15 protein-coding genes and 1 pseudogene are annotated in these 17,696 nt (G+C 72.8%); 11 read left to right on the forward strand and 5 right to left on the reverse strand.

Translation table 11 applies throughout. The features are described 5' to 3' along the window. Positions 1–292: 292 nt before the first annotated feature. From ACFY0D_RS15435 to ACFY0D_RS15445, 3 genes are all read left to right on the forward strand, one after another. Positions 293–1,570: an SAV2148 family HEPN domain-containing protein gene (locus ACFY0D_RS15435; protein WP_301365406.1), complete on the forward strand. Its 1,278-nt coding sequence runs from the start codon at positions 293–295 to the stop codon at positions 1,568–1,570. A gap of 61 nt (positions 1,571–1,631) precedes the next feature. After that, entirely contained in the window at positions 1,632–2,027 is a 396-nt protein-coding gene (locus tag ACFY0D_RS15440; protein ID WP_390798796.1) for a hypothetical protein, read from the forward strand. 59 nt (positions 2,028–2,086) lie between these two features. Beyond that, positions 2,087–2,806 (forward strand): 3'-5' exonuclease, encoded by a 720-nt coding sequence (locus ACFY0D_RS15445; RefSeq protein WP_390798827.1) that lies wholly within the window; start codon positions 2,087–2,089, stop codon positions 2,804–2,806. Between the two features lie 208 nt (positions 2,807–3,014). Here ACFY0D_RS15445 and ACFY0D_RS15450 read toward each other — a convergent pair whose 3' ends face one another. After that, positions 3,015–3,878, reverse strand: a complete 864-nt coding sequence (locus tag ACFY0D_RS15450) for a phosphotransferase enzyme family protein (RefSeq protein ID WP_390798797.1) — start codon at positions 3,876–3,878, stop codon at positions 3,015–3,017. 107 nt (positions 3,879–3,985) lie between these two features. Between ACFY0D_RS15450 and ACFY0D_RS15455 the strand changes: the two genes are divergently transcribed. The 8 genes from ACFY0D_RS15455 (at position 3,986) to ACFY0D_RS15490 (ending at position 14,845) form a co-directional block, all read left to right on the forward strand. Beyond that, positions 3,986–6,220: an FUSC family protein gene (locus ACFY0D_RS15455; RefSeq protein WP_390798798.1), complete on the forward strand. Its 2,235-nt coding sequence runs from the start codon at positions 3,986–3,988 to the stop codon at positions 6,218–6,220. A gap of 51 nt (positions 6,221–6,271) precedes the next feature. Beyond that, on the forward strand, positions 6,272–7,474 hold the full coding sequence (gene mgt, locus ACFY0D_RS15460; RefSeq protein ID WP_390798799.1) for a macrolide-inactivating glycosyltransferase: 1,203 nt from the start codon (positions 6,272–6,274) through the stop codon (positions 7,472–7,474). A gap of 20 nt (positions 7,475–7,494) precedes the next feature. Continuing rightward, positions 7,495–8,058, forward strand: a complete 564-nt coding sequence (locus tag ACFY0D_RS15465; protein WP_390798800.1) for a DUF1697 domain-containing protein — start codon at positions 7,495–7,497, stop codon at positions 8,056–8,058. A gap of 129 nt (positions 8,059–8,187) precedes the next feature. Continuing rightward, positions 8,188–8,946 carry a DsbA family protein gene (locus tag ACFY0D_RS15470; protein ID WP_390798801.1) on the forward strand — a complete coding sequence of 253 codons (759 nt, stop codon included), beginning with the start codon at positions 8,188–8,190 and terminating at the stop codon, positions 8,944–8,946. 77 nt (positions 8,947–9,023) lie between these two features. Continuing rightward, on the forward strand, positions 9,024–10,025 hold the full coding sequence (locus tag ACFY0D_RS15475; RefSeq protein ID WP_390798802.1) for a ketopantoate reductase family protein: 1,002 nt from the start codon (positions 9,024–9,026) through the stop codon (positions 10,023–10,025). 302 nt (positions 10,026–10,327) lie between these two features. Beyond that, positions 10,328–11,155 (forward strand): FAD binding domain-containing protein, encoded by an 828-nt coding sequence (locus ACFY0D_RS15480; RefSeq protein ID WP_390798803.1) that lies wholly within the window; start codon positions 10,328–10,330, stop codon positions 11,153–11,155. Then, a complete protein-coding gene (locus ACFY0D_RS15485; RefSeq protein WP_390798804.1) occupies positions 11,152–13,869 on the forward strand; it encodes a molybdopterin-dependent oxidoreductase in 2,718 nt (905 codons plus the stop codon). The genes ACFY0D_RS15480 and ACFY0D_RS15485 overlap by 4 nt, the downstream gene beginning before the upstream one ends. Positions 13,870–13,873: 4 nt before the next feature. Beyond that, positions 13,874–14,845: an antibiotic biosynthesis monooxygenase gene (locus ACFY0D_RS15490; protein WP_390798805.1), complete on the forward strand. Its 972-nt coding sequence runs from the start codon at positions 13,874–13,876 to the stop codon at positions 14,843–14,845. A 47-nt stretch (positions 14,846–14,892) separates the two neighbouring features. On the opposite strand, the gene ACFY0D_RS15495 is transcribed toward ACFY0D_RS15490, so the two are convergent. The 4 genes and pseudogenes from ACFY0D_RS15495 to ACFY0D_RS15510 all read right to left on the reverse strand — a co-directional run. After that, the gene (locus tag ACFY0D_RS15495; protein ID WP_390798828.1) at positions 14,893–15,654 is read right to left on the reverse strand and encodes a sirohydrochlorin chelatase; all 762 of its coding nucleotides are present in this window, start codon (positions 15,652–15,654) and stop codon (positions 14,893–14,895) included. Then, complete coding sequence (locus ACFY0D_RS15500; RefSeq protein ID WP_301365384.1) at positions 15,654–16,550, reverse strand: ABC transporter permease; 897 nt, start codon at positions 16,548–16,550, stop codon at positions 15,654–15,656. Before ACFY0D_RS15500 ends, ACFY0D_RS15495 begins: the two co-directional genes overlap by 1 nt. Further along, positions 16,537–17,331 carry an ABC transporter ATP-binding protein gene (locus ACFY0D_RS15505; protein ID WP_314254789.1) on the reverse strand — a complete coding sequence of 265 codons (795 nt, stop codon included), beginning with the start codon at positions 17,329–17,331 and terminating at the stop codon, positions 16,537–16,539. Before ACFY0D_RS15505 ends, ACFY0D_RS15500 begins: the two co-directional genes overlap by 14 nt. A 34-nt stretch (positions 17,332–17,365) precedes the next feature. After that, positions 17,366–17,696: pseudogene (locus tag ACFY0D_RS15510) on the reverse strand (sulfate ABC transporter substrate-binding protein); the annotation flags it as partial.

Raw genomic sequence — 17,696 nt, forward strand, 5'->3', positions numbered from 1 at the left:
AACGACTCTTCCCTCGTTGCCCGAAGATGTCCCGGCTGTCCCGGCTGACCCGGCGTGGACCCAAGTCCCTGCCAGATCTTCCCCGAAAGAGGGGCCGCAAGCGCGGACTTGGGAGGGGTCCTACCGGGTGACCCGCAGAGCCGATATGCGGGTCAGCGGACTGTCTGTGCATCGGATAATGGGTCAACGGACCACCCCCGTACGGGCCGTCGGGCTGCACCGGGCCGTGTGCGCGGAGTACCCTTCCGTGATCACTGGAGACGGGCGTCCAGACGCAGAAGGCGGTGCACGGGTGAGCTCGGGAGGTCTGGAGCTGCCCCCTGGTGACAGCAGTCACGAGGGTGGCCCGGCGGACGCCCCAGGGGGTGTCCCCGGCGGGACACCCGCGGGGATCCCGGCCGGGGCGGTCTCCCTGGCGGGCGGACCGGCGACGGCCGGGAACGCGGGGACCGGCGTGGAGCTGGACTGGGGCACGGAGGCCTGGAGCGAGGTCCGGACCCGGGCACAGCGGGCCGGCCGTGCGTACATCTGGCTGAATCTCATCGAACAGCGGCTGCGCGCGGTGGTCGGGGCGGTGCTCAGGCCGATCTACGAACCGGTGCACGGCACGGACGACTGGGTCGTCGCGGCCGCCGGGCCCGCCGGGCAGGAATGGGTGCAGCGGGCCGTGGCGGTGCGCGAGGTCAGCCGGCGCAAGGGCTACCTGCTCGACTCCGCCGACGACAACGTGCTGAGCTTCCTGACCCTGCCCCAGCTGCGGGAGCTGATGGTCCAGCACTGGCCGTGCTTCGAGCCGTACTTCGACGACCGGCGCGAGATCGAGCTGGCCCTGGACGAGCTGGAGGTCACCCGCAACGTCGTATCCCGCAACCGGGCGCTGTCCCGGCCCGTGCTGGAGCAGGCGGAGCGGGCCTCGGCGCGCCTGCTGGAGGTACTGGGCGGGGTCTCCGGCAGCCCCTCCGCGGAGCGGCTGCCCATCGACGCCGTCGAAGACCTGGTGGGCGACCGGTACGCGGACGTCATCTCGGTCCACCCCGACCGGGTACGGCTGCAGCGCCAGCTCCCGGCCGAGGACCTCTTCGGGGGCGCGCGCCGGCTCGACGCCATCGGCATAGGGCTCAACCTGCTGGTCCAGAACTTCTCGGGCCGAAGACTCGTCCGGCTCACCGAGGCCGGGTGCCGGGTGCGGCTGCTGTTCCTGAACCCGGCGAGCAGCGCCGTGAAGCGGCGCGAGCGGGAACTGGGGCTGCGCAAGGGCGAGCTGAGCCGCTCGGTGGAGATGAACATCCTGCACGTCCGCCGGGTCCGGGCGGGTCTGCGGGACCCCTCCCGCTTCGAGATCCACGTCTTCGACGAGACCCCGCGGTTCACCGCCTACCTGGTGGAGGGGCAGTCCTCCGGCATCGCGGTGGTCCAGTCCTACCTGCGCCGGGCGCGCGGCATGGAGTCGCCCGTCCTGGTGCTGCGGGGCGGCGGTCGCGGGGTGCCGAAGGACGCGGAGCACGGGCTGTTCACGACGTACCGCGAAGAGTTCGAGTCGATGTGGGAGGACTCCCGGCCGGTGTCCTGACACGGGGTACGAGCAACGGGGCACGACCTGCGGGGCACGACCTGCGAGGGGGCGGGGAACGGTGCCGGAGCCATGGCCCGAGGGAAAGTACGCGGATCCGGAGAAGGCACGGGAACGGTACGAGGCGGGGCTGAGGGTGGACCGGGCGGCCCGGGCGGAGTTGTTCCGCTTCGATACGGGCGAAGGGCACACAGGACTGTGCGCGGCGCTCGTCGCCGCCGTGGTCGTCGGCTGGTTCGGGACGCCGGCGGCCGCAGCCCTGTGGGTCGGCGGGCCCGTCGCGGTCGTCCACCTGCTCGCGTCGGTGTTCGCCTGGCGGGCCGGCCTGCGCGGCCGCGCGCTGCTGGGCCGGGCCTATCGGCAGACCTTCGGATGGCTGACCCTGGGCATCCGATCAACGCCCGGGCGGCCCCGGCGGCCCCGGCCGCCTGGCTGTCAGTGGCCCGTGGCAGGCTGAAACCCGTTGACCGAAGGCGTCGTACGGGGGAGGGGCACGGGGTGGAGGACTGGCACGGCATGGGGGACTGGCACGGCGGTGTGCTGATCGGATTCGACCTGGAGACGACCGGCACGGAGCCGGGGGAATCGCGGATCGTGACGGCGGCCCTGGTCGAGGTGCGGGCCGGAGCGGTGCACGAGCGGCGCGGCTGGCTCGCGGACCCGGGGATACCGATCCCCGAAGGAGCCTCGGCGATCCACGGGATCAGCACGGAGCGCGCGGTCGCCGAGGGGCGCCCGGTGCGCGAGGTCGCGGACGAGGTCGCCGAGTCCCTGGTCGGCCACTGGCGCGCCGGCGCGGTGGTGGTCGCGTACAACGCGGCCTTCGACCTGACCCTGCTGACGGCCGAGCTGGCCCGGCACGGGCTGCCCTCACTGGCCGACCGGCTGGGCGGGGCACAGACCGGGCCGGTGGTGGACCCGCTGACCATCGACCGGGCCGTGGACCGCTACCGGCGGGGCAAGCGGACCCTGGAGGCGGTCTGCGGGGTGTACGGGGTCACCCTCGACGACGCGCACGACGCCGGGGCGGACGCACTGGCCGCGGTCCAGGTGGCCCGGGCGATAGCCGAGCGGCATCCGGAGGTGGCCGCTCTCACCCCGGCCGACCTGCACGCGCGGCAGAGCACCTGGCACGCACGCTGGGCCCGGGACTTCCAGTCGTACCTGCGCCGCCAGGGCACCCCGGACGCGGTGATCGACGAGGCCTGGCCACTGCGGGGCCTGGTCCCGGCCTAGACCTCCCTGGGCCGTGTCCGCGAAGTCCCGCCTGCCGCGCGACGCCTGGCACGGCACCTCATCCCCCGGACTCCGTCCAGGTGGTCGGGCGCGCCCGAGTACGTCCCGTACACGGGCGGCCCTCCGCCCGGGGGCACCTCCCAGCGGTAACTGAGGGAGATGCACGGCGCCGGACGCCGCGACCCGGCAAACCTTCCCGGCCACAGCACTAGAAGGAATGCCACTGCGTTTCCCGGTCGCCCTCCCTGAAGGAGGCCACGCGGCGACGGAATTCGGCCAGGGCCCTCGGGTTGGCCGGGGCGTGCTGAGCGACCCAGGCGCAGCTGGCCGTCTCCCGGGCGCCGCGCAGGACCGCGCAGCCCTCCCAGTCGCGGACGTCCCACCCGTACGCCGTCACGAAGGCCTCGTACTCCTCGGCGGGCATGCCGTACCGGTCGCGCGAGAGCGCCATCACCACCAGGTCGTGCTCGCGCAGATCGGCCGACACGGTCTCCAGGTCGACCAGGGCCGGGCCGTCGGGGCCCACGTGGACGTTGCGGGGCAGGGCGTCGCCGTGCACCGGGCCCGGGGGCAGCCGCGGGGTCAGGGCCGCCAGCTCACCGGCGTAGGCGTCCCGGCGGGCCCGCAGACAGGCCGCGTCGGCCGGGTCGACGGCGTCCCCCGCCAGCCGCAGCCAGCGCTCGACCCCGTCCAGCAGGTCCCGCGCGGGCAGGGCGAACGGCGGCTCGGGCAGGGCGTGCACGAGACGCAGCAGCGCCGCCAGATCCCTTGGCCCCGCCGGACGCACCGCGTCCGGGAGCCGGTGCCACAGGGTCAGCGGGTGCCCGTCCACCAGCCGCGGCTTCGGCTCGGCCGCGCGGACCGCCGGGATCCCGGACGCGGCGAACCAGCCGGCCACCATGAGTTCCCGCTCGGCCCGCTCCAGCAGCGCCGCCTCCCGGCCCACCTTCACCACCAGGTCGCCGACGGCGAAGACCGCGTTCTCGCCGAGCGCGAGGAGGACCGCCGCCCCGGGCGCGCCCCCGGTCAGGCCCGCTGCCGCCAGTACGTTCCTCGCCCGTGCCTCGTCCATACCCGCCGCTCTCGTCCCTGGGCCGTCCCGTTCGGATCTTGCCGTGGATCCGCTGCCGACCGCCAGTATCAGTGGTGGCTTCCGGCAGGTGGCCCGATCCTGGAGTCATGTGCGCCGAACACGACGTACGCGCCGACCGGGGTCCCTCGGTCGTGACGCGGCGCGCCCTGCGCACCACCCTCTCCGCGTGCGTCTCGTTCTTCGTGTGCCTGTACGCGCTGGACCGGCCGGTGGCGGCGACGTACGCGCTGTTCGCCGCGGTGTCGATGGCGGCCCTCTCCCACATCCCCGGAACCGGGCGCCAGCGGGCGGCCGTCATGGTCAGGGCGACGCCCGTGGCCTGGGTGCTGCTGACGATCGGCACCTACCTCGCGATCCGGACCTGGAGCGCCGTGGTCGGGATGCTCCTCATCGGCTTCGCCCTGGCCTTCGTGGCGGCGGCCGGGCCCCGCGCGGCGGGCGCGGCCCCAGGACTGCAGCTGCTCTACATCCTGCCGTGCTTCCCGCCCTACGCACCGGACGCCCTCGTCGAACGGCTCGCGGGGGCGACCTTCGGCCTGGTGCTGCTGGTCCTCGCCGAGGTCTTCCTCCTGCCCGAGGAGCCCGGGCCCACCTACCGGCGGGTGGCCGCCGGGGCGGCCGGGACCGCCGCCCGCTGCGCCGCCGAGCTGGGCCGCGCCCCGTACACGCTGTCCGCCGTCTCGGCGGAGACGGCCCGGGCGGCCGGGGAGTCGCTGCGGCCTTTCCGGATCGACGAGGCGGACCGGCCCGTCGGGCCGGGGCTGCACGAGCGCGCCCTGGCCCACGTGGGTCTGGCCGGCCGCACGCTTCTGAGCCGCATGGTGAACCTGCCCCCGGCGCCCCCGGAGCCGCCGCCCCGGGACCGGCCGCCCGAGGTGCCGGAGGCCGAGGTGCTGGCCGCGGTCGCCCGGGCCGTCACCGAGACCGCGGCCCTGCTGGACGGCACGGCCGGCACGACCGAAGCGGCCGACGCGCTGCGGCGCGTACGGGAGGAGGCGGCGTCGGCGGCCGCGCGGGAGCCGCCGACGACCGTCGCGCGGGGCCGCCGCCGGGCGGCCGTGCTGGAGGTGGCCGACGCCGCCGTGGCCCTGACGACGGCGGCCGAGCTGGCGGTACGGGGCCGGCGCGCGCGCAGGCCCGCCGACGCCGATGCCGGGCGCTTCTGGTACGCCGGTCAGCTCGCGCCGCGCCTGTGGTGGCACCGGATGGCGGGACACGCCGGGCCCCGGTCTGTGTACTTCCAGAACGCCGTACGGATCGGCCTCGCGCTCGCCGCGGCCCGCACGGTCGCGGGCGTGGACTCGCTGCCCCACGGCTTCTGGGCGATGCTGGCCGTCCTCAGCCTGACCCGGACGACCGCCTCCCAGACCCGGGCGACCGTACGGGTGGCCATCACCGGCACCCTGCTCGGAGCCCTGGTCACCGGGGTCCTGCTGGCCCTGATCGGCGGCCACACCACCATCTACGCCATCGCGCTGCCGTTCGTGATGTTCACGGCGTTCCAGGTGGGGCCGGTGCGGGGCGTGGGCTGGGCCCAGGGCATGTTCACCCTCGTGGTGGCCTTCGTCTTCGCGCAGCTGTCCCCCGTGACGTGGCAGCTGGCCGAGGTCAGGATCCTGAACGTGATCATCGGCAGCCTGATCGGCGTGGTGTTCGGGGTGCTCGCCTGGCCGCGCGGGGCGCAGCGGGAGCTGCACCGGGCGGTCGCCCTGCTGCTGACGAGGGAGGCCGAGAACGTCGAGCGGACCACGGCCACCGTGGTGGAGGGCGGGCCGGGGCAGACTCCCGAGGACCAGCCGCTCCAGCACGCGCTGATCATGGCGGAGTCCGCCTTCGCGCAGCATCAGCGCGAGCCCCGGAACACCGAGAACCCCACGACGGACTGGCAGGCGGCCATGATCACGGGCCACCACGTGCTGTGGGGTTCGCGGCGGCTCATCGTCCGCGGCGGCCCGGCCGTGGGCCCGGACAACGGCGCCCGGCTGGACGGCCGGGCGGCGGGGGTGGCCACCCGGATGCGGGAGGCGGCCGAGCGGGCGGGGGCGCCCCCGGAGGCGCCGGATGTCCCGGTCCCGGATGGCCCGGATCCGCAGAGCGCGCCGCCGCCCGGCGGGCCCCCGGTGGACGACCCGCCGGGTGCCTCCTCGCCGCGGTTCTTCGCCGCGCTCGCCTGGCTCGACTCGCTCACCGTCGACGTCGCGCGCATCACGGCGTCGGACCACCCGACCGGGCCGTCCGGGCCGTCCGGGCCGTCCGGCTCAGCAGGTCCGCCCGGCTCCTCCGGCTCCTCCGGTTCGTCCCGCCCGGCCGGTCCGGCGTGATCGGCTGGAAAGAAATTGCACGAGACGTATCGTCTCGTTTATCGTTCGATCATGACCGCAGCCAAGCCCGCCCACATCGCCATGTTCTCCATCGCCGCCCACGGGCACGTGAATCCGAGCATCGAGGTGATCCGCGAACTCGTGGCCCGGGGCCACCGCGTCAGCTACGCCATCCCCGCCTCCTTCGCCGAGAAGGTCGCGGAGACCGGCGCCACGCCCGTGATCTACACCTCCACCCTCCCGACCGACGACGAGCCGGAGGCCTGGGGCACCGAGCTCATCGACAACCTGGAGCCCTTCCTGAAGGACGCCGTCCAGGCGCTCCCGCAGCTCGCCGCCGCCTTCGAGGGCGACGAGCCGGACCTCGTGCTCCACGACATCACCTCCTACCCGGCGCCCGTGCTCGCCCATCGCTGGGGCGTCCCCGCCGTCTCCCTCTCCCCGAACCTGGTCGCCTGGGACGGGTACGAGCAGGAGGTGGCCGAGCCGATGTTCGCCGAGCTGAAGGCCTCCGAGCGCGGCCGGGCCTACTACGCGGCCTTCGCGGCCTGGCTCACCGGGAACGGCCTCGGCGACGATGTCGACCGCTTCCAGGGCCGCCCGCGGCGCAGCATCGTCCTCATCCCGCGGGCGCTCCAGCCGCACGCCGACCGGGTCGACGGGTCCGTGTACACCTTCGTCGGAGCCTGCCAGGGCGACCGCAGCGCCACCCAGGGCACCTGGCACAGGCCCCCGGCCGCCGAGGGCAAGAAGATCGTGCTCGTCTCGCTGGGCTCCGCCTTCACCAAGCAGCCGGCCTTCTACCGCGCCTGCATCGAGGCCTTCGCGGACCTGCCCGACTGGTATCTCGTCCTCCAGATCGGCAAGTTCACCGACGAGGCGGACCTGGGCCCGGTCCCCGCCAACGCAGAGGTCCACCGCTGGGTTCCCCAGCTGGACATCCTGCGCCGGGCCGACGCCTTCATCACCCACGCGGGCGCCGGCGGCAGCCAGGAGGGGCTCGCCACCGCCACCCCGATGGTCGCCGTCCCGCAGGCCGTCGACCAGTTCGGCAACGCGGACATGCTCGTCTCCCTCGGCGTGGCCCGGCACGTCCCGATGGCGGACGCCGACGCCGCGACCCTGCGCGAGGCGGTCCTCCACCTGGTCACCGACCCCGAGGTCGCCGTCCGCGCGGAGGCCGTCCGCGCGCAGATGGCGACCGAGGGCGGCACACGGGAGGCGGCCGACCTCATCGAGGCCGCATTGTCGTAGGCAGGTTCTAGGGTGCGCCCATGACGAAGAAGGCGACGACGAAGAAGTACGCGGCCCTGCTGCGCGGGATCAATGTCGGCGGGAACAAGAAGGTCCCGATGGCGCAGCTGCGTGCGCTGCTGGAGGGGCTCGGCCACGGCGACGTGGCGACGTACCTGCAGAGCGGCAACGCCGTCTTCAGCAGCGCGCGGCAGGACCCGACGGCCCTCGCCCGGGAGCTGGAGGCGGCCATCGAGGCCCACTTCGGGTTCCGCGTGGCGTGCCTCGTGCTCGACGGCGCGTACCTGCACGCCGTCGCCGAGGCCTGTCCGTTCCCGGCCGCGGAGCTGGAGGGCAAGCAGCTGCACGTCACCTTCTGCTCCGAACAGCCCGGCCCGGAGCGGTTCGCCGCGCTCGACGGGGCGGCGTACCTCCCCGAGGAGTACCGGATCGGCGAGCGCGTCCTCTACCTCTACGCCCCCGACGGCCTGGGCCGCTCCAAGCTCGCCGAGGCCCTCGCCAAGCCCGCCGTCGTCAAGGGCATCGACGTGACCACCCGCAACTGGAACACCGTCGCCAAGCTCGTGGAGCTGACCGCGGTCTGACCGCGGTCCGAACCCGGTCCGAACCCGGCCCGACCCCGGTCCCGAGGCCCCGCGCCGGGCCGTACAAACCGGAGTGCGCCCCGGGCCGGCGGACGTCTAGAGTTCGGGCGTTCACCGGGAAGGGAAAAGATGCAGATCAGAACGGTCAGACGGCTGGCCGCCGCGGTTGCGTGGGGTGCGCTCGCGGTGGCCGCGGCCGGCTGTGGGCAGGGGACGTCCGCCACCTCGTCGACCGGGGCCGCGCCGCCGGCTTCGTACGCGGGGGTCACGGACCTGCCCGAGGCCCTGGCGGCGGACGGCACGACGATCACGGTGGGGGACCCGCTCGCGAAGACGGTCGTCCGGCTCTACGAGGACCCGCGGTGCCCGGTCGTGCTGGACTTCGAGTCGACCGGCGCCAAGGCGATCCGCACGCAGACCTTCAAGCGCCAGGTGAGGACGGAGTACACCTTCGCCTCCTTCAAGGACGACCGGCTGGGCGGTGACGGCTCCAAGCGCGCCGTCAACGCCCTCCGCGCCGCGCTGGACGGGCAGAGGTTCGCCGAGTACCACGCCGTGCTGATCGGGAACCAGACGGCGGTCGAGGAGTCGGGCGGCTTCACCACGGAGCGTCTGCTCGCGCTCGCCGAGCAGGTGCCCGGTCTGCGCGGCGAGACCTTCGACGCCGCCGTGTCCACCATGAAGTACCAGGACTTCGTCACCGCCTCGCAGTCGGCGTACCGGCAGACGGGCGACGACCCGATCGGACCGGGCACCCCCGCCGTCGTGATCAACTCGAAGCTGGTCCCCGAGGCGTTCTGGGGATTCCTCTTCGAGGAGCAACTCGCCGAGGATCTGCTGAACATCGTCCGGATGGATCCCGCCGGCTGGCAGAACCACCACGCATGAGGCGCGTCCTGTGGCGGCACGGAAGTTCGCCGTGCCCCGACGGCGACCCGGCGGGCCGGATGTGCCAGGCTCGTGGCATGCGTTACATCATCATCGGCGCGGGCGCGGTCGGCGCCACCATCGGCGGACGGCTCGCGGAGGCGGGCGGCGAGGTCGTACTCGTCGCCCGCGGCGCGCACGCGCAGGCCCTGCGGGCCGAGGGGCTGCGGCTCACGACGGCCGACGGGACCCGGGTGCACCGGCTGCCCGTCGTCACCGGACCGGACGAACTGGGTGAACTGCGCCCGGACGACGTCCTGTTGCTGTCCGTGAAGACCCAGGACGCCATCGCCGCACTCGACGCGTGGGGCGACGCGGAGGTCGCGGGCGGCGGTACGGCCGCGCAGCGGCTGCCGGTGCTGTGCGCGCAGAACGGCGTGGAGAGCGAGCGGCTGGCGCTGCGGCGTTTCGCGCGCGTGTACGGGGTGTGCGTATGGCTGCCCGCCACCTTCCTGGAGCCGGGCGTGGTCTCGGCGCTGTGCGCGCCGCTGACCGGGGTCCTGCACGTGGGCCGGGCGGCGGGCGGCACGGACGCCGTGTCCCGGGCCGTCGCGGCGGACCTCGGCAAGGCCGGCTTCGAGGCGCCGCCGGTCGAGGACGTGATGCGGTGGAAGTACGCGAAGCTGCTGGGGAACCTGGGCAACGCGATCCAGGCGACGACCGGACCGGAGCCGGACCCGGTGAAGGCCGCGCTGCTGCTGCGGGCCGTCCGCGAAGGCAAGGCCGCCTTCGGCGCGGCGGGCATCGCCTACGCCTCGGACGCCGAGCAGGCGACGGCGCGCGAGGGCAAGGTGAACGAGCCGGCAGGGGTGCGGGGCGGCTCGTCCTGGCAGAGCCTGGCGCGGGGCACGGGCTCGGTGGAAGCGGACTACCTCAACGGGGAGATCTCCCTGCTGGGGCGGCTGCACGGGGTCCCCACCCCGGTCAACGACGTGCTGCGGCACGCGGCGAACATCTTCGCCCGTGAGGGCCTCCCCCCGGGCGCGATGTCCATCGAGGACCTCACCGCCCTGGCGGACGAGGCCGCGGCCCGCGCCTGAGCCGTCTTCTCCGGCGGGGGCGCCCGGCGGCTGCGCTTGGCGGTGCGGGGCGGGTCGGGTCGGGGATACGCTGAAGGGGAGTCTCTACGTCCGCCGGTCCTCGTCGAAGTGACCGACCGCAGCGGCCGGAGCCGAACCGGATGGGACCCGGGGCAGAACCTGGGCCGGACCGGCGGTGCCCCATGGCCGACCCGGGCTTCGACGCGAATGCGATGCGGTCGCCCGAGGTCGTGACGCGGCCCGCGCGCACCGGAGGCCGGTGGATGGTCCCACGGCTGCCGTCGTGAGGGAGGGCGATCCCCGTGGACCTCAACACGATCACCGAAATCGTCCGGCGTCCCCCCGACCGGCCGGGCGCGGACTGGCGCGAGGGCGACGCCTGGCTCGCCGGCGGGACGTGGCTGTTCTCGGTGGAACAGCCGGATCTGCGCCGCCTGGTCGACCTGACCACCCTGCAGTGGGCCCCCCTCGTCCCGACCGACAAGGGGCTCGAAATCGGTGCCACCTGCACCATCCGCGAGTTCTACGCCTTCCGGCCTCCGGCCGACTGGACCGCCGGCCCCCTGTTCGGGACGGCCTGCGAGGCGTTCCTGTCCTCGTTCAAGGTCTGGAACGCGGCGACCGTGGGCGGAAACATCTGCATGTCGCTGCCGGCCGGCCCCATGATCACGCTGACCGTCGCTCTGGAGGCGCGCTACGAACTGTGGGCCCCCGACGGGACGACGCGCACCGTCGACGCCCTCGATTTCGTGACCGGCGACCACCAGAACGTCCTCGCCCCCGGGGAGATCCTGCGACGCATCGAGATCCCGGTGCACACCCTGCGCAAACGCGCCGCGCACCGCCGGTTCACCCTGACCCGGCTCGGCCGCTCGACGGTGTTCCTCGTCGGTACGCGCACGCCCGGAAACAACGACCTGCTGCTCACCGTCACCGCCGGCACCACCAGACCCGTGCGCATGGTCTTCGACACCATGCCCGACGCCCCGACCCTGCAGCAGAGCATCGACGTCATCCCCACCGACGTCTGGTTCGACGATCCCAACGGCACTCCCGGCTACCGCCGCCATCTGACGAAGCACTTCGCCGAGGAGATCCGCCGTGAACTCGCGTCCGGGAGCCCGACATGACGTACCGCGTGAACGGCAGGAGCTTCGGCGAGGAGCCGGCGCCCGGACAGTGCCTGCGCACCTTCCTCCGCTCGCTCGGCCACTTCGGTGTCAAGAAGGGCTGTGACGCGGGAGACTGCGGTGCCTGCACGGTATGGCTGGACGGCAGCCCCGTGCACAGCTGCATCACCCCCGCCTTCCGTGCCGACGGCCGTGACGTGACCACCATCGAGGGGCTGGGCTCGCCCGGCAACCTGCATCCGATGCAGCGCCAGTTCCGCGACGCCCCGGGATTCCAGTGCGGCTTCTGCACCGCCGGGATGATCATGACCTCGGCGACCTTCACCGAGTCCCAGAAGGCCGATCTGCCACGGGCGTTGAAGGGCAACCTCTGCCGGTGCACCGGCTACCGGGGGATCGAGGACGCCGTGCGGGGCGTCGTCGGCGTGGAGAGTGCCAGGCCCGGAAAGGCCGCCGGAACGAGCGTCGGAGCCCCTGCCGCCAACGACGTGGTGACGGGCCGCGCCGAGTTCACGATGGACACCCACATGGACGGCATGCTGCACCTCAAGGTGCTGCACTCGCCGCACGCCCACGCCCGGATCCTGTCGATCGACAAGAGCGCCGCCCTCGCGGTTCCCGGCGTACAGCGGGTCTACACCTGGGAGGACGTGCCGCGCAGACGCTTCACCACGGCGATCCACACCGACCACCTGGTCGACCCGGACGACACCCTCATCCTCGACCGGACGGTCCGCTTCGCCGGTCAGCGCGTCGTCGCTGTCGTCGCCGACACGCCCGGCGCCGCGGAGGAGGGCTGCCGGAACGTCGTCGTCGAGTACGAGCCGCTGCCCGCGGTGTTCGATCCCGAGGAGGCCATGGCCGAGGGGGCCCCGCAGATCCACGGGGCGGACGACCCCTTCGTCCGCGACCCCGTCCACAACGTCCTGCTCGAAATCCATTCGCACATCGGAGACGTGGACGCGGGGTTCGCCGAGGCCGACGTGATCCACGAAGGCACCTACTCGTCCCCGCGCGTGCAGCACGCGCACCTGGAGACCCACGGCTCGATCGCCTGGATGGAGGACGGACGTCTGAACGTCCGCACCAGCTCGCAGTCGCCCTCCATCGCCAAGGTCAAACTCGCCCACCTGTTCGCGCTGCGCCCGGACCAGCTCCGCGTGTTCTGCAAGCGCGTCGGCGGCGGTTTCGGCGGCAAGCAGGAGGTCATCTCGGAGGACCTCGCCGCGCTCGCCGCGCTCGACACCGGGCGGCCCGTGTGTTTCGAGTACACCCGTGAGGAGGAGTTCACCACGGCGTCGCCGCGCCATCCGATGACGCTGACCGTCAAGCTGGGCGCGAAGGCGGACGGCACGCTCACGGCCTTCCAGGTCCGCAACGTGTCGAACACGGGCGCTTACGGCAACCACGGCGGCGAAACCCTGTTCGCGGGCGGCGCGGCCGTCATGATCTACCGCTGCGCCAACAAGAAGTACGACGCGTACTCCGTCTACACCAACACCGTTCCGAGCGGAGCGCTGCGCGGGTACGGGATGACACAGCCGGCCTTCGCCGTGGAATCGGCGATGCACGAACTCGCCCTCGCCCTGCACATGGATCCGCTCGAACTGCGCCGCCGCAACATCGTGCGGCCGGGCGACCCGCTCGTCGCCCTGCACGACGGCCCCGACGACGTGACGTTCACCGAGGACGGCCTCGCGCAGTGCATCGACCTGGTGGACAGGGCCCTGGCCCGGACGGCCGGAGACCCGCACCCCGGCCCGGACTGGCTCGTCGGGGCGGGCGCCGCGGCCTCCCTGCACGAGACCGCGCCGCCGACCGAGCACATCTCGGAGGCCTGGGTGACGCTCGGCGACGACCTCGTCTACGAGGTCGCGGTCGGCACGGTCGAATTCGGCGAGGGCACCTCGACCGCCCACGTCCAGATCGCCGCCGACCAGCTGGGCACCACACCGTCGCGGATCCGCCTGGTGCAGTCCGACACCGACCGCACGGGTTTCGACACCGGAGCCTTCGCGAGCGCGGGCCTCTTCGTGGCGGGCAACGCGGTTCTGCGTGCGGCCACCGCCGTGCGCGACCGCATCCTGGAGTTCGCCGCCGCCCACACGGGCATCCACCCGGTGATGTGCTCGATGGACGACGACGGAGTCGTCTGCGGGGACCAGCGGGTGTCGCTGGCCGAAATCGTCGCGCTGGCACGGGCGCGCGGCATCCGGTTCACCGCCGCCCGCAAGGCCTACGGATCGCCCCGGAGCGCCGTTTCCAACGCGCACGGGTTCCGGATCGCGGTCCACCGGGTGACCGGTGAGATCCAGGTCCTCCACAGCGTCCAGGCAGCCGACGCCGGCTTCGTCATCAACCCCGCGCAGGTACGGGGACAGGTGGAAGGCGCCGTCGCCCAGGGAATCGGCTTCGCGCTGACCGAGAACCTCCGTCTCGACGCTGATGGCGTCGTGGTCAACCCGAACCTCCGCAACTACCGCATTCCCTCCTACGCCGATGTCCCGCGCACCGAAGTGCTCCTGGTGGGCTCGGCGGATTCTGTCGGGCCGATGCGAGCGAAGGGCATGGCGGAATGCAGCATCAACCCGGTGGCCCCCGCACTGGCGAACGCCCTCCAGGACGCCACGGGCATCCGCTACCGGGAACTGCCGCTGACACCGGAACGGATCTACAGCCGGCTGGGCGAGAAGCGGTCGCACTCGAAGGCCTGAGCACATGGACACCGAGAAGCACGCAGAAGACGCCGAGGCCACGGCGATCATCGCCCAGAAGGTCATGCCCGGGCGGGAGCGGGAGTACGAAACGTGGCAGCAGGACGTCAACGCCGCCGCCGCAGCGTACGACGGGTACCTCGGCGTCGAGGTCGCCCCGCCGACACCCCTGCAACCCGAATGGGTCGTCGTCTACCGGTACGACTCGATCCCCCACCTGCAGGCGTGGATCAACAGCCCGGCCCGGCAGGTACTTCTCGAAGCCGGCGACAAGTACCTCGACGGCCCCGGAACCCAGCAGGTGGTCAGCGGCCACGCACCCGCTCAGGATCCGCTCGTGACCGTGGTGATCACCCACCGTGTCCGCCCGGAGCACGTCGAGGACTTCCTCGGATGGCAGCGCCGGATGAACGAGGCGGAGAGCAAGTTCGAAGGCTTCCGCGGAAGTGAGTTCTTCCCGCCCATCGAGGGGGTCCAGGAGGAATGGACCACGCTGTACCGCTTCGACAACGCCGAGCACCTCGACGCCTGGCTGACGTCGGACAGGCGGCGCGAGGTGCTCGCCGAGGGGAAGCACTACGACTTCAAACTGCGCACGATCGACAACTCCTTCGGCAGCTGGTTCTCCTTCGAGGAGAACGGCGCGGAAGCACCCCCGCCCTCGGTCACCAAGACCGCCATCGCGGTCTGGGTCGGCCTGTACCCGACCGTCGTCCTCCTGGCGCTCGCCCTGTCGCCGCTGAAGCTGCCGCTGTGGATCGGCCTGCTCGTGGGGAACCTGCTGTCGAGCCTCGTCATGAGCTTCTTCACGATGCCCTACTACGTGAACCCGCTGCTGGGACGGTGGCTGCGCCCGTCGCCGGACGAACGGGCGGCCAGGGCCAACCTCATCGGCATCGGGATCGTCACCGTCCTGCTCGTCTTCTGGGCCGTGGTCTTCTACCTGGTGACCACCCGGATCTGGACCCTCCCCTGACCCTCACGCGTGCCGGCCGCCGCGGCCCGAAGCCGGGGCCGTCCTGCCTACGCGGTCAGCGCGGGCAGCCGGACCGGCGCCGTCGCGGCCGCGTCGAAGCGGCGCAGCAGCAGCCGGGCCAGTTCCGGGGCCGCGCCCAGGACGTCCGCGACGACGTCCGCGCCCGCGGCGTCGGCGCCGGCCGCGATGCGGTCCGGGAGGCGGCCGGGGGCGATGACATACGGGGCCACCGCCACCCGCGCGAAGCCCTCGGCGCGCAGGGCCCGTACGGCGTCCTCCGTACGGGGCAGAGCAGCGGAGGCGAACGCAGGCCGCACGGCACACCAACCGGTGCGCCGCCACTCCCGCGCGGTTTCAGCGATCACTGCGATCGCCTCCGGGTCCGTGGAGCCGGCGGACGCGAGCACCACGGCGGTGCCGGCGCGGTCCGCCGGGGTGAGGCCGGCTTCGGCGAGCCGGCGTTCCAGGGCGGTCAGCAGGAGCGGGGACGGTCCGAGGACGTCCGCCACCCGTACCGACAGCCCCGGCAGGCGCGAGGTCGACTCGGCGAGCGCCGCCGGGATGTCGGACTTCGCGTGGAAGGCGCGGGTCAGCAGCAGCGGGAGCGCCACGACCTCCCGTACGCCGGACAGGTAGAGCGAGGACAGGGCCTGCCCCACCGTCGGGGTGTTGAAGTCGAGGAAGGCCGTCTCCACGCGCAGCCCCGGCCGCAGCGCCCGCACCCGCCCCGTGAGGGCGTGCACGGTCGCCGCGTGCCGCGGATCGCGGCTGCCGTGGGCGATGACCAGGAGGGCGCGGGACACGGCGATCAGCTCTTCGCCAGCAGGCCGCGGCTGCGCAGCACCCACCGCTCGACCGGGCTGAAGATCAGCAGGTCGATGGCGATGCCGACGACCAGGATCAGGATGATCGCGAGGAATACGCCCGGCAGGTCGATGTTGTTGCGGCCGTTCTCCAGCAACTGGCCCAGGCCCAGGCCCAGGTCGGGCGAGGAGGCGATGATCTCGGCGGCCATCAGCGAGCGCCAGGAGAAGGCCCAGCCCTGCTTGAGGCCGGCCAGGTAGCCGGGCAGCGCGGCCGGCATGACGATGTGCCGGGCCCCCCGCAGACCGGTGGCACCCAGGGTACGGCCGGCCCGCAGGTACAGCGGCGGGATCTGGTCGATGCCGGAGACGAGGCCGTTGGCGATGGACGGGACGGCGCCCAGCAGGATCACCGTGTACATCATCGCGTCGTTCAGGCCGAACCACAGGACGGCCGGCGGCACCCAGGCCACCGACGGCAGCGACTGCAGGCCCTGCAGGATCGGGCCGATCGCGGCGCGGACGAACTTCACCCGGGCGACGAGCAGTCCGAGCGGCGTACCGATGGCCAGGGCCAGCAGGAAGCCGAGCAGACCGCGGGAGACGCTGGTCCAGATGACCTCCAGCAGCGTGCCCTTGACCCACATGTCGGACAGGCTGTCCCACACCGCGGACAGCGGGGGCAGCTTGGTCTCCTCGGTCACGTGCGTCGCGACGAGGACCTGCCAGACCAGGAGCACCAGGCTCACGGCCAGGACCGGCGGGAGGACCTTCTTGACGAGGATCTCGCGGACCGGGGTGCGGTGGGTCTGGACCGCGTCGAGGGCGTCGAGGCCCGCCTCCAGGCCGGCCAGGTCGTCGGTCTTGCCCGTGGCCTTCGAAGTGATGTCAGTGCTGGCCATGGCGGCGGATCTCCCCACGCAGGTGTTCAGTGATCTCCAGGGACAGTTCCGCGACGTCCGCGTCCTCGATGCGGCGCGGCTGCGGGATGTCCACGGTCCATTCCTTCGCGACCCGGCCGGGCCGGGAGGAGAGCAGGACCACGCGCTGGGCGAGGCGGACGGCCTCGCGCACGTTGTGGGTGACGAAGAGGACGGACAGACCGGTCTCGGCCCAGATGCGGGTGAGTTCGCCGTGCAGCACGTCCCGGGTGATGGCGTCGAGCGCGGCGAACGGCTCGTCCATCAGCAGCAGCCGGCTGTCCTGGGCGAGCGCCCGGGCCAGGGCCACGCGCTGGCGCATACCGCCGGACAGCTCGTGCACGCGCTTGCCGTACGAGCCGCCGAGGCGGACCAGCTCCAGCAGCCGCTCGGCCTCCGGGCGGCGCTCGGCCTTGGCCACCCCGCGCAGGCGCAGGGCGAGTTCGATGTTCTTGCCCGCGGTCAGCCACGGGAAGAGGGCGTGCTCCTGGAACATCAGCGCCGGACGGCCGCCGGGGGTCTCGATGGACCCCGCGGACGGCTTGTCCAGACCCGCGACCAGGTTCAGCAGGGTGGACTTTCCACACCCCGAAGCGCCCAGGATGGTGACGAACTCGCCGGGAGCGACATCGAGGCTGATGTCGTCCAGGACGAGCTGCGATCCGGCCGGGCCGGAGAAGGACTTCGAGACGTGCTCGATGCGGGCGGCGTGCGTGCGCTCCAGGGCGGAGCCCTCGGCAGCCTTGGCAAGCGTGGTGGCCATGGTCGTCACCTCCTGGGATTGCTGGATTGCGGGGTTACTTGGCGCCGAGGCCGGCGTCGGAGACCTCGGGCTTGCCGGCGGCCTTGAGCACCTTGTTCAGGAGGGTGAGGTCGTAGATGCCGGCGAGGTCGGGTTCCTCGATGAGCTTGGCCTTGACGGCCCATTCGGACTGGGTCTTCAGGGTGGAGGCCAGCGGGTCGTCGGTGATGGCGATGCCGGGCCATGCGGGGTCGATGACCTTGGCGTCGAGGGGCTTGCCGCTGTCCGCTTCGAGCTTCGCGTTGGCGGAGGCCTTGGCCTTGTCCTGGTTGGCGTGGATCCACTCGTTGGTCTTCACGGTGCCGCGCAGTACGGCTTCGACGACG

Origin of the sequence: Streptomyces sp. NPDC001502 (genome assembly GCF_042894785.1) — a bacterium.
In the GTDB taxonomy this organism is placed as follows: Bacteria; Actinomycetota; Actinomycetes; order Streptomycetales; family Streptomycetaceae; genus Streptomyces; species Streptomyces kutzneri.

What these genes read in the sequence shown, in the direction of transcription:
- ACFY0D_RS15500 (WP_301365384.1), bottom strand. Translation starts at nt 16,550, where the DNA reads ATGGCCAGCACTGACATCACTTCGAAGGCCACGGGCAAGACCGACGAC.
- ACFY0D_RS15505 (WP_314254789.1), bottom strand. Translation starts at nt 17,331, where the DNA reads ATGGCCACCACGCTTGCCAAGGCTGCCGAGGGCTCCGCCCTGGAGCGC.
- ACFY0D_RS15465 (WP_390798800.1), top strand. Translation starts at nt 7,495, where the DNA reads ATGACGAAGAAGGCGACGACGAAGAAGTACGCGGCCCTGCTGCGCGGG.
- ACFY0D_RS15490 (WP_390798805.1), top strand. Translation starts at nt 13,874, where the DNA reads ATGGACACCGAGAAGCACGCAGAAGACGCCGAGGCCACGGCGATCATC.
- mgt (WP_390798799.1), top strand. Translation starts at nt 6,272, where the DNA reads ATGACCGCAGCCAAGCCCGCCCACATCGCCATGTTCTCCATCGCCGCC.
- ACFY0D_RS15445 (WP_390798827.1), top strand. Translation starts at nt 2,087, where the DNA reads ATGGGGGACTGGCACGGCGGTGTGCTGATCGGATTCGACCTGGAGACG.
- ACFY0D_RS15475 (WP_390798802.1), top strand. Translation starts at nt 9,024, where the DNA reads ATGCGTTACATCATCATCGGCGCGGGCGCGGTCGGCGCCACCATCGGC.
- ACFY0D_RS15485 (WP_390798804.1), top strand. Translation starts at nt 11,152, where the DNA reads ATGACGTACCGCGTGAACGGCAGGAGCTTCGGCGAGGAGCCGGCGCCC.
- ACFY0D_RS15470 (WP_390798801.1), top strand. Translation starts at nt 8,188, where the DNA reads ATGCAGATCAGAACGGTCAGACGGCTGGCCGCCGCGGTTGCGTGGGGT.
- ACFY0D_RS15455 (WP_390798798.1), top strand. Translation starts at nt 3,986, where the DNA reads ATGTGCGCCGAACACGACGTACGCGCCGACCGGGGTCCCTCGGTCGTG.
- ACFY0D_RS15450 (WP_390798797.1), bottom strand. Translation starts at nt 3,878, where the DNA reads ATGGACGAGGCACGGGCGAGGAACGTACTGGCGGCAGCGGGCCTGACC.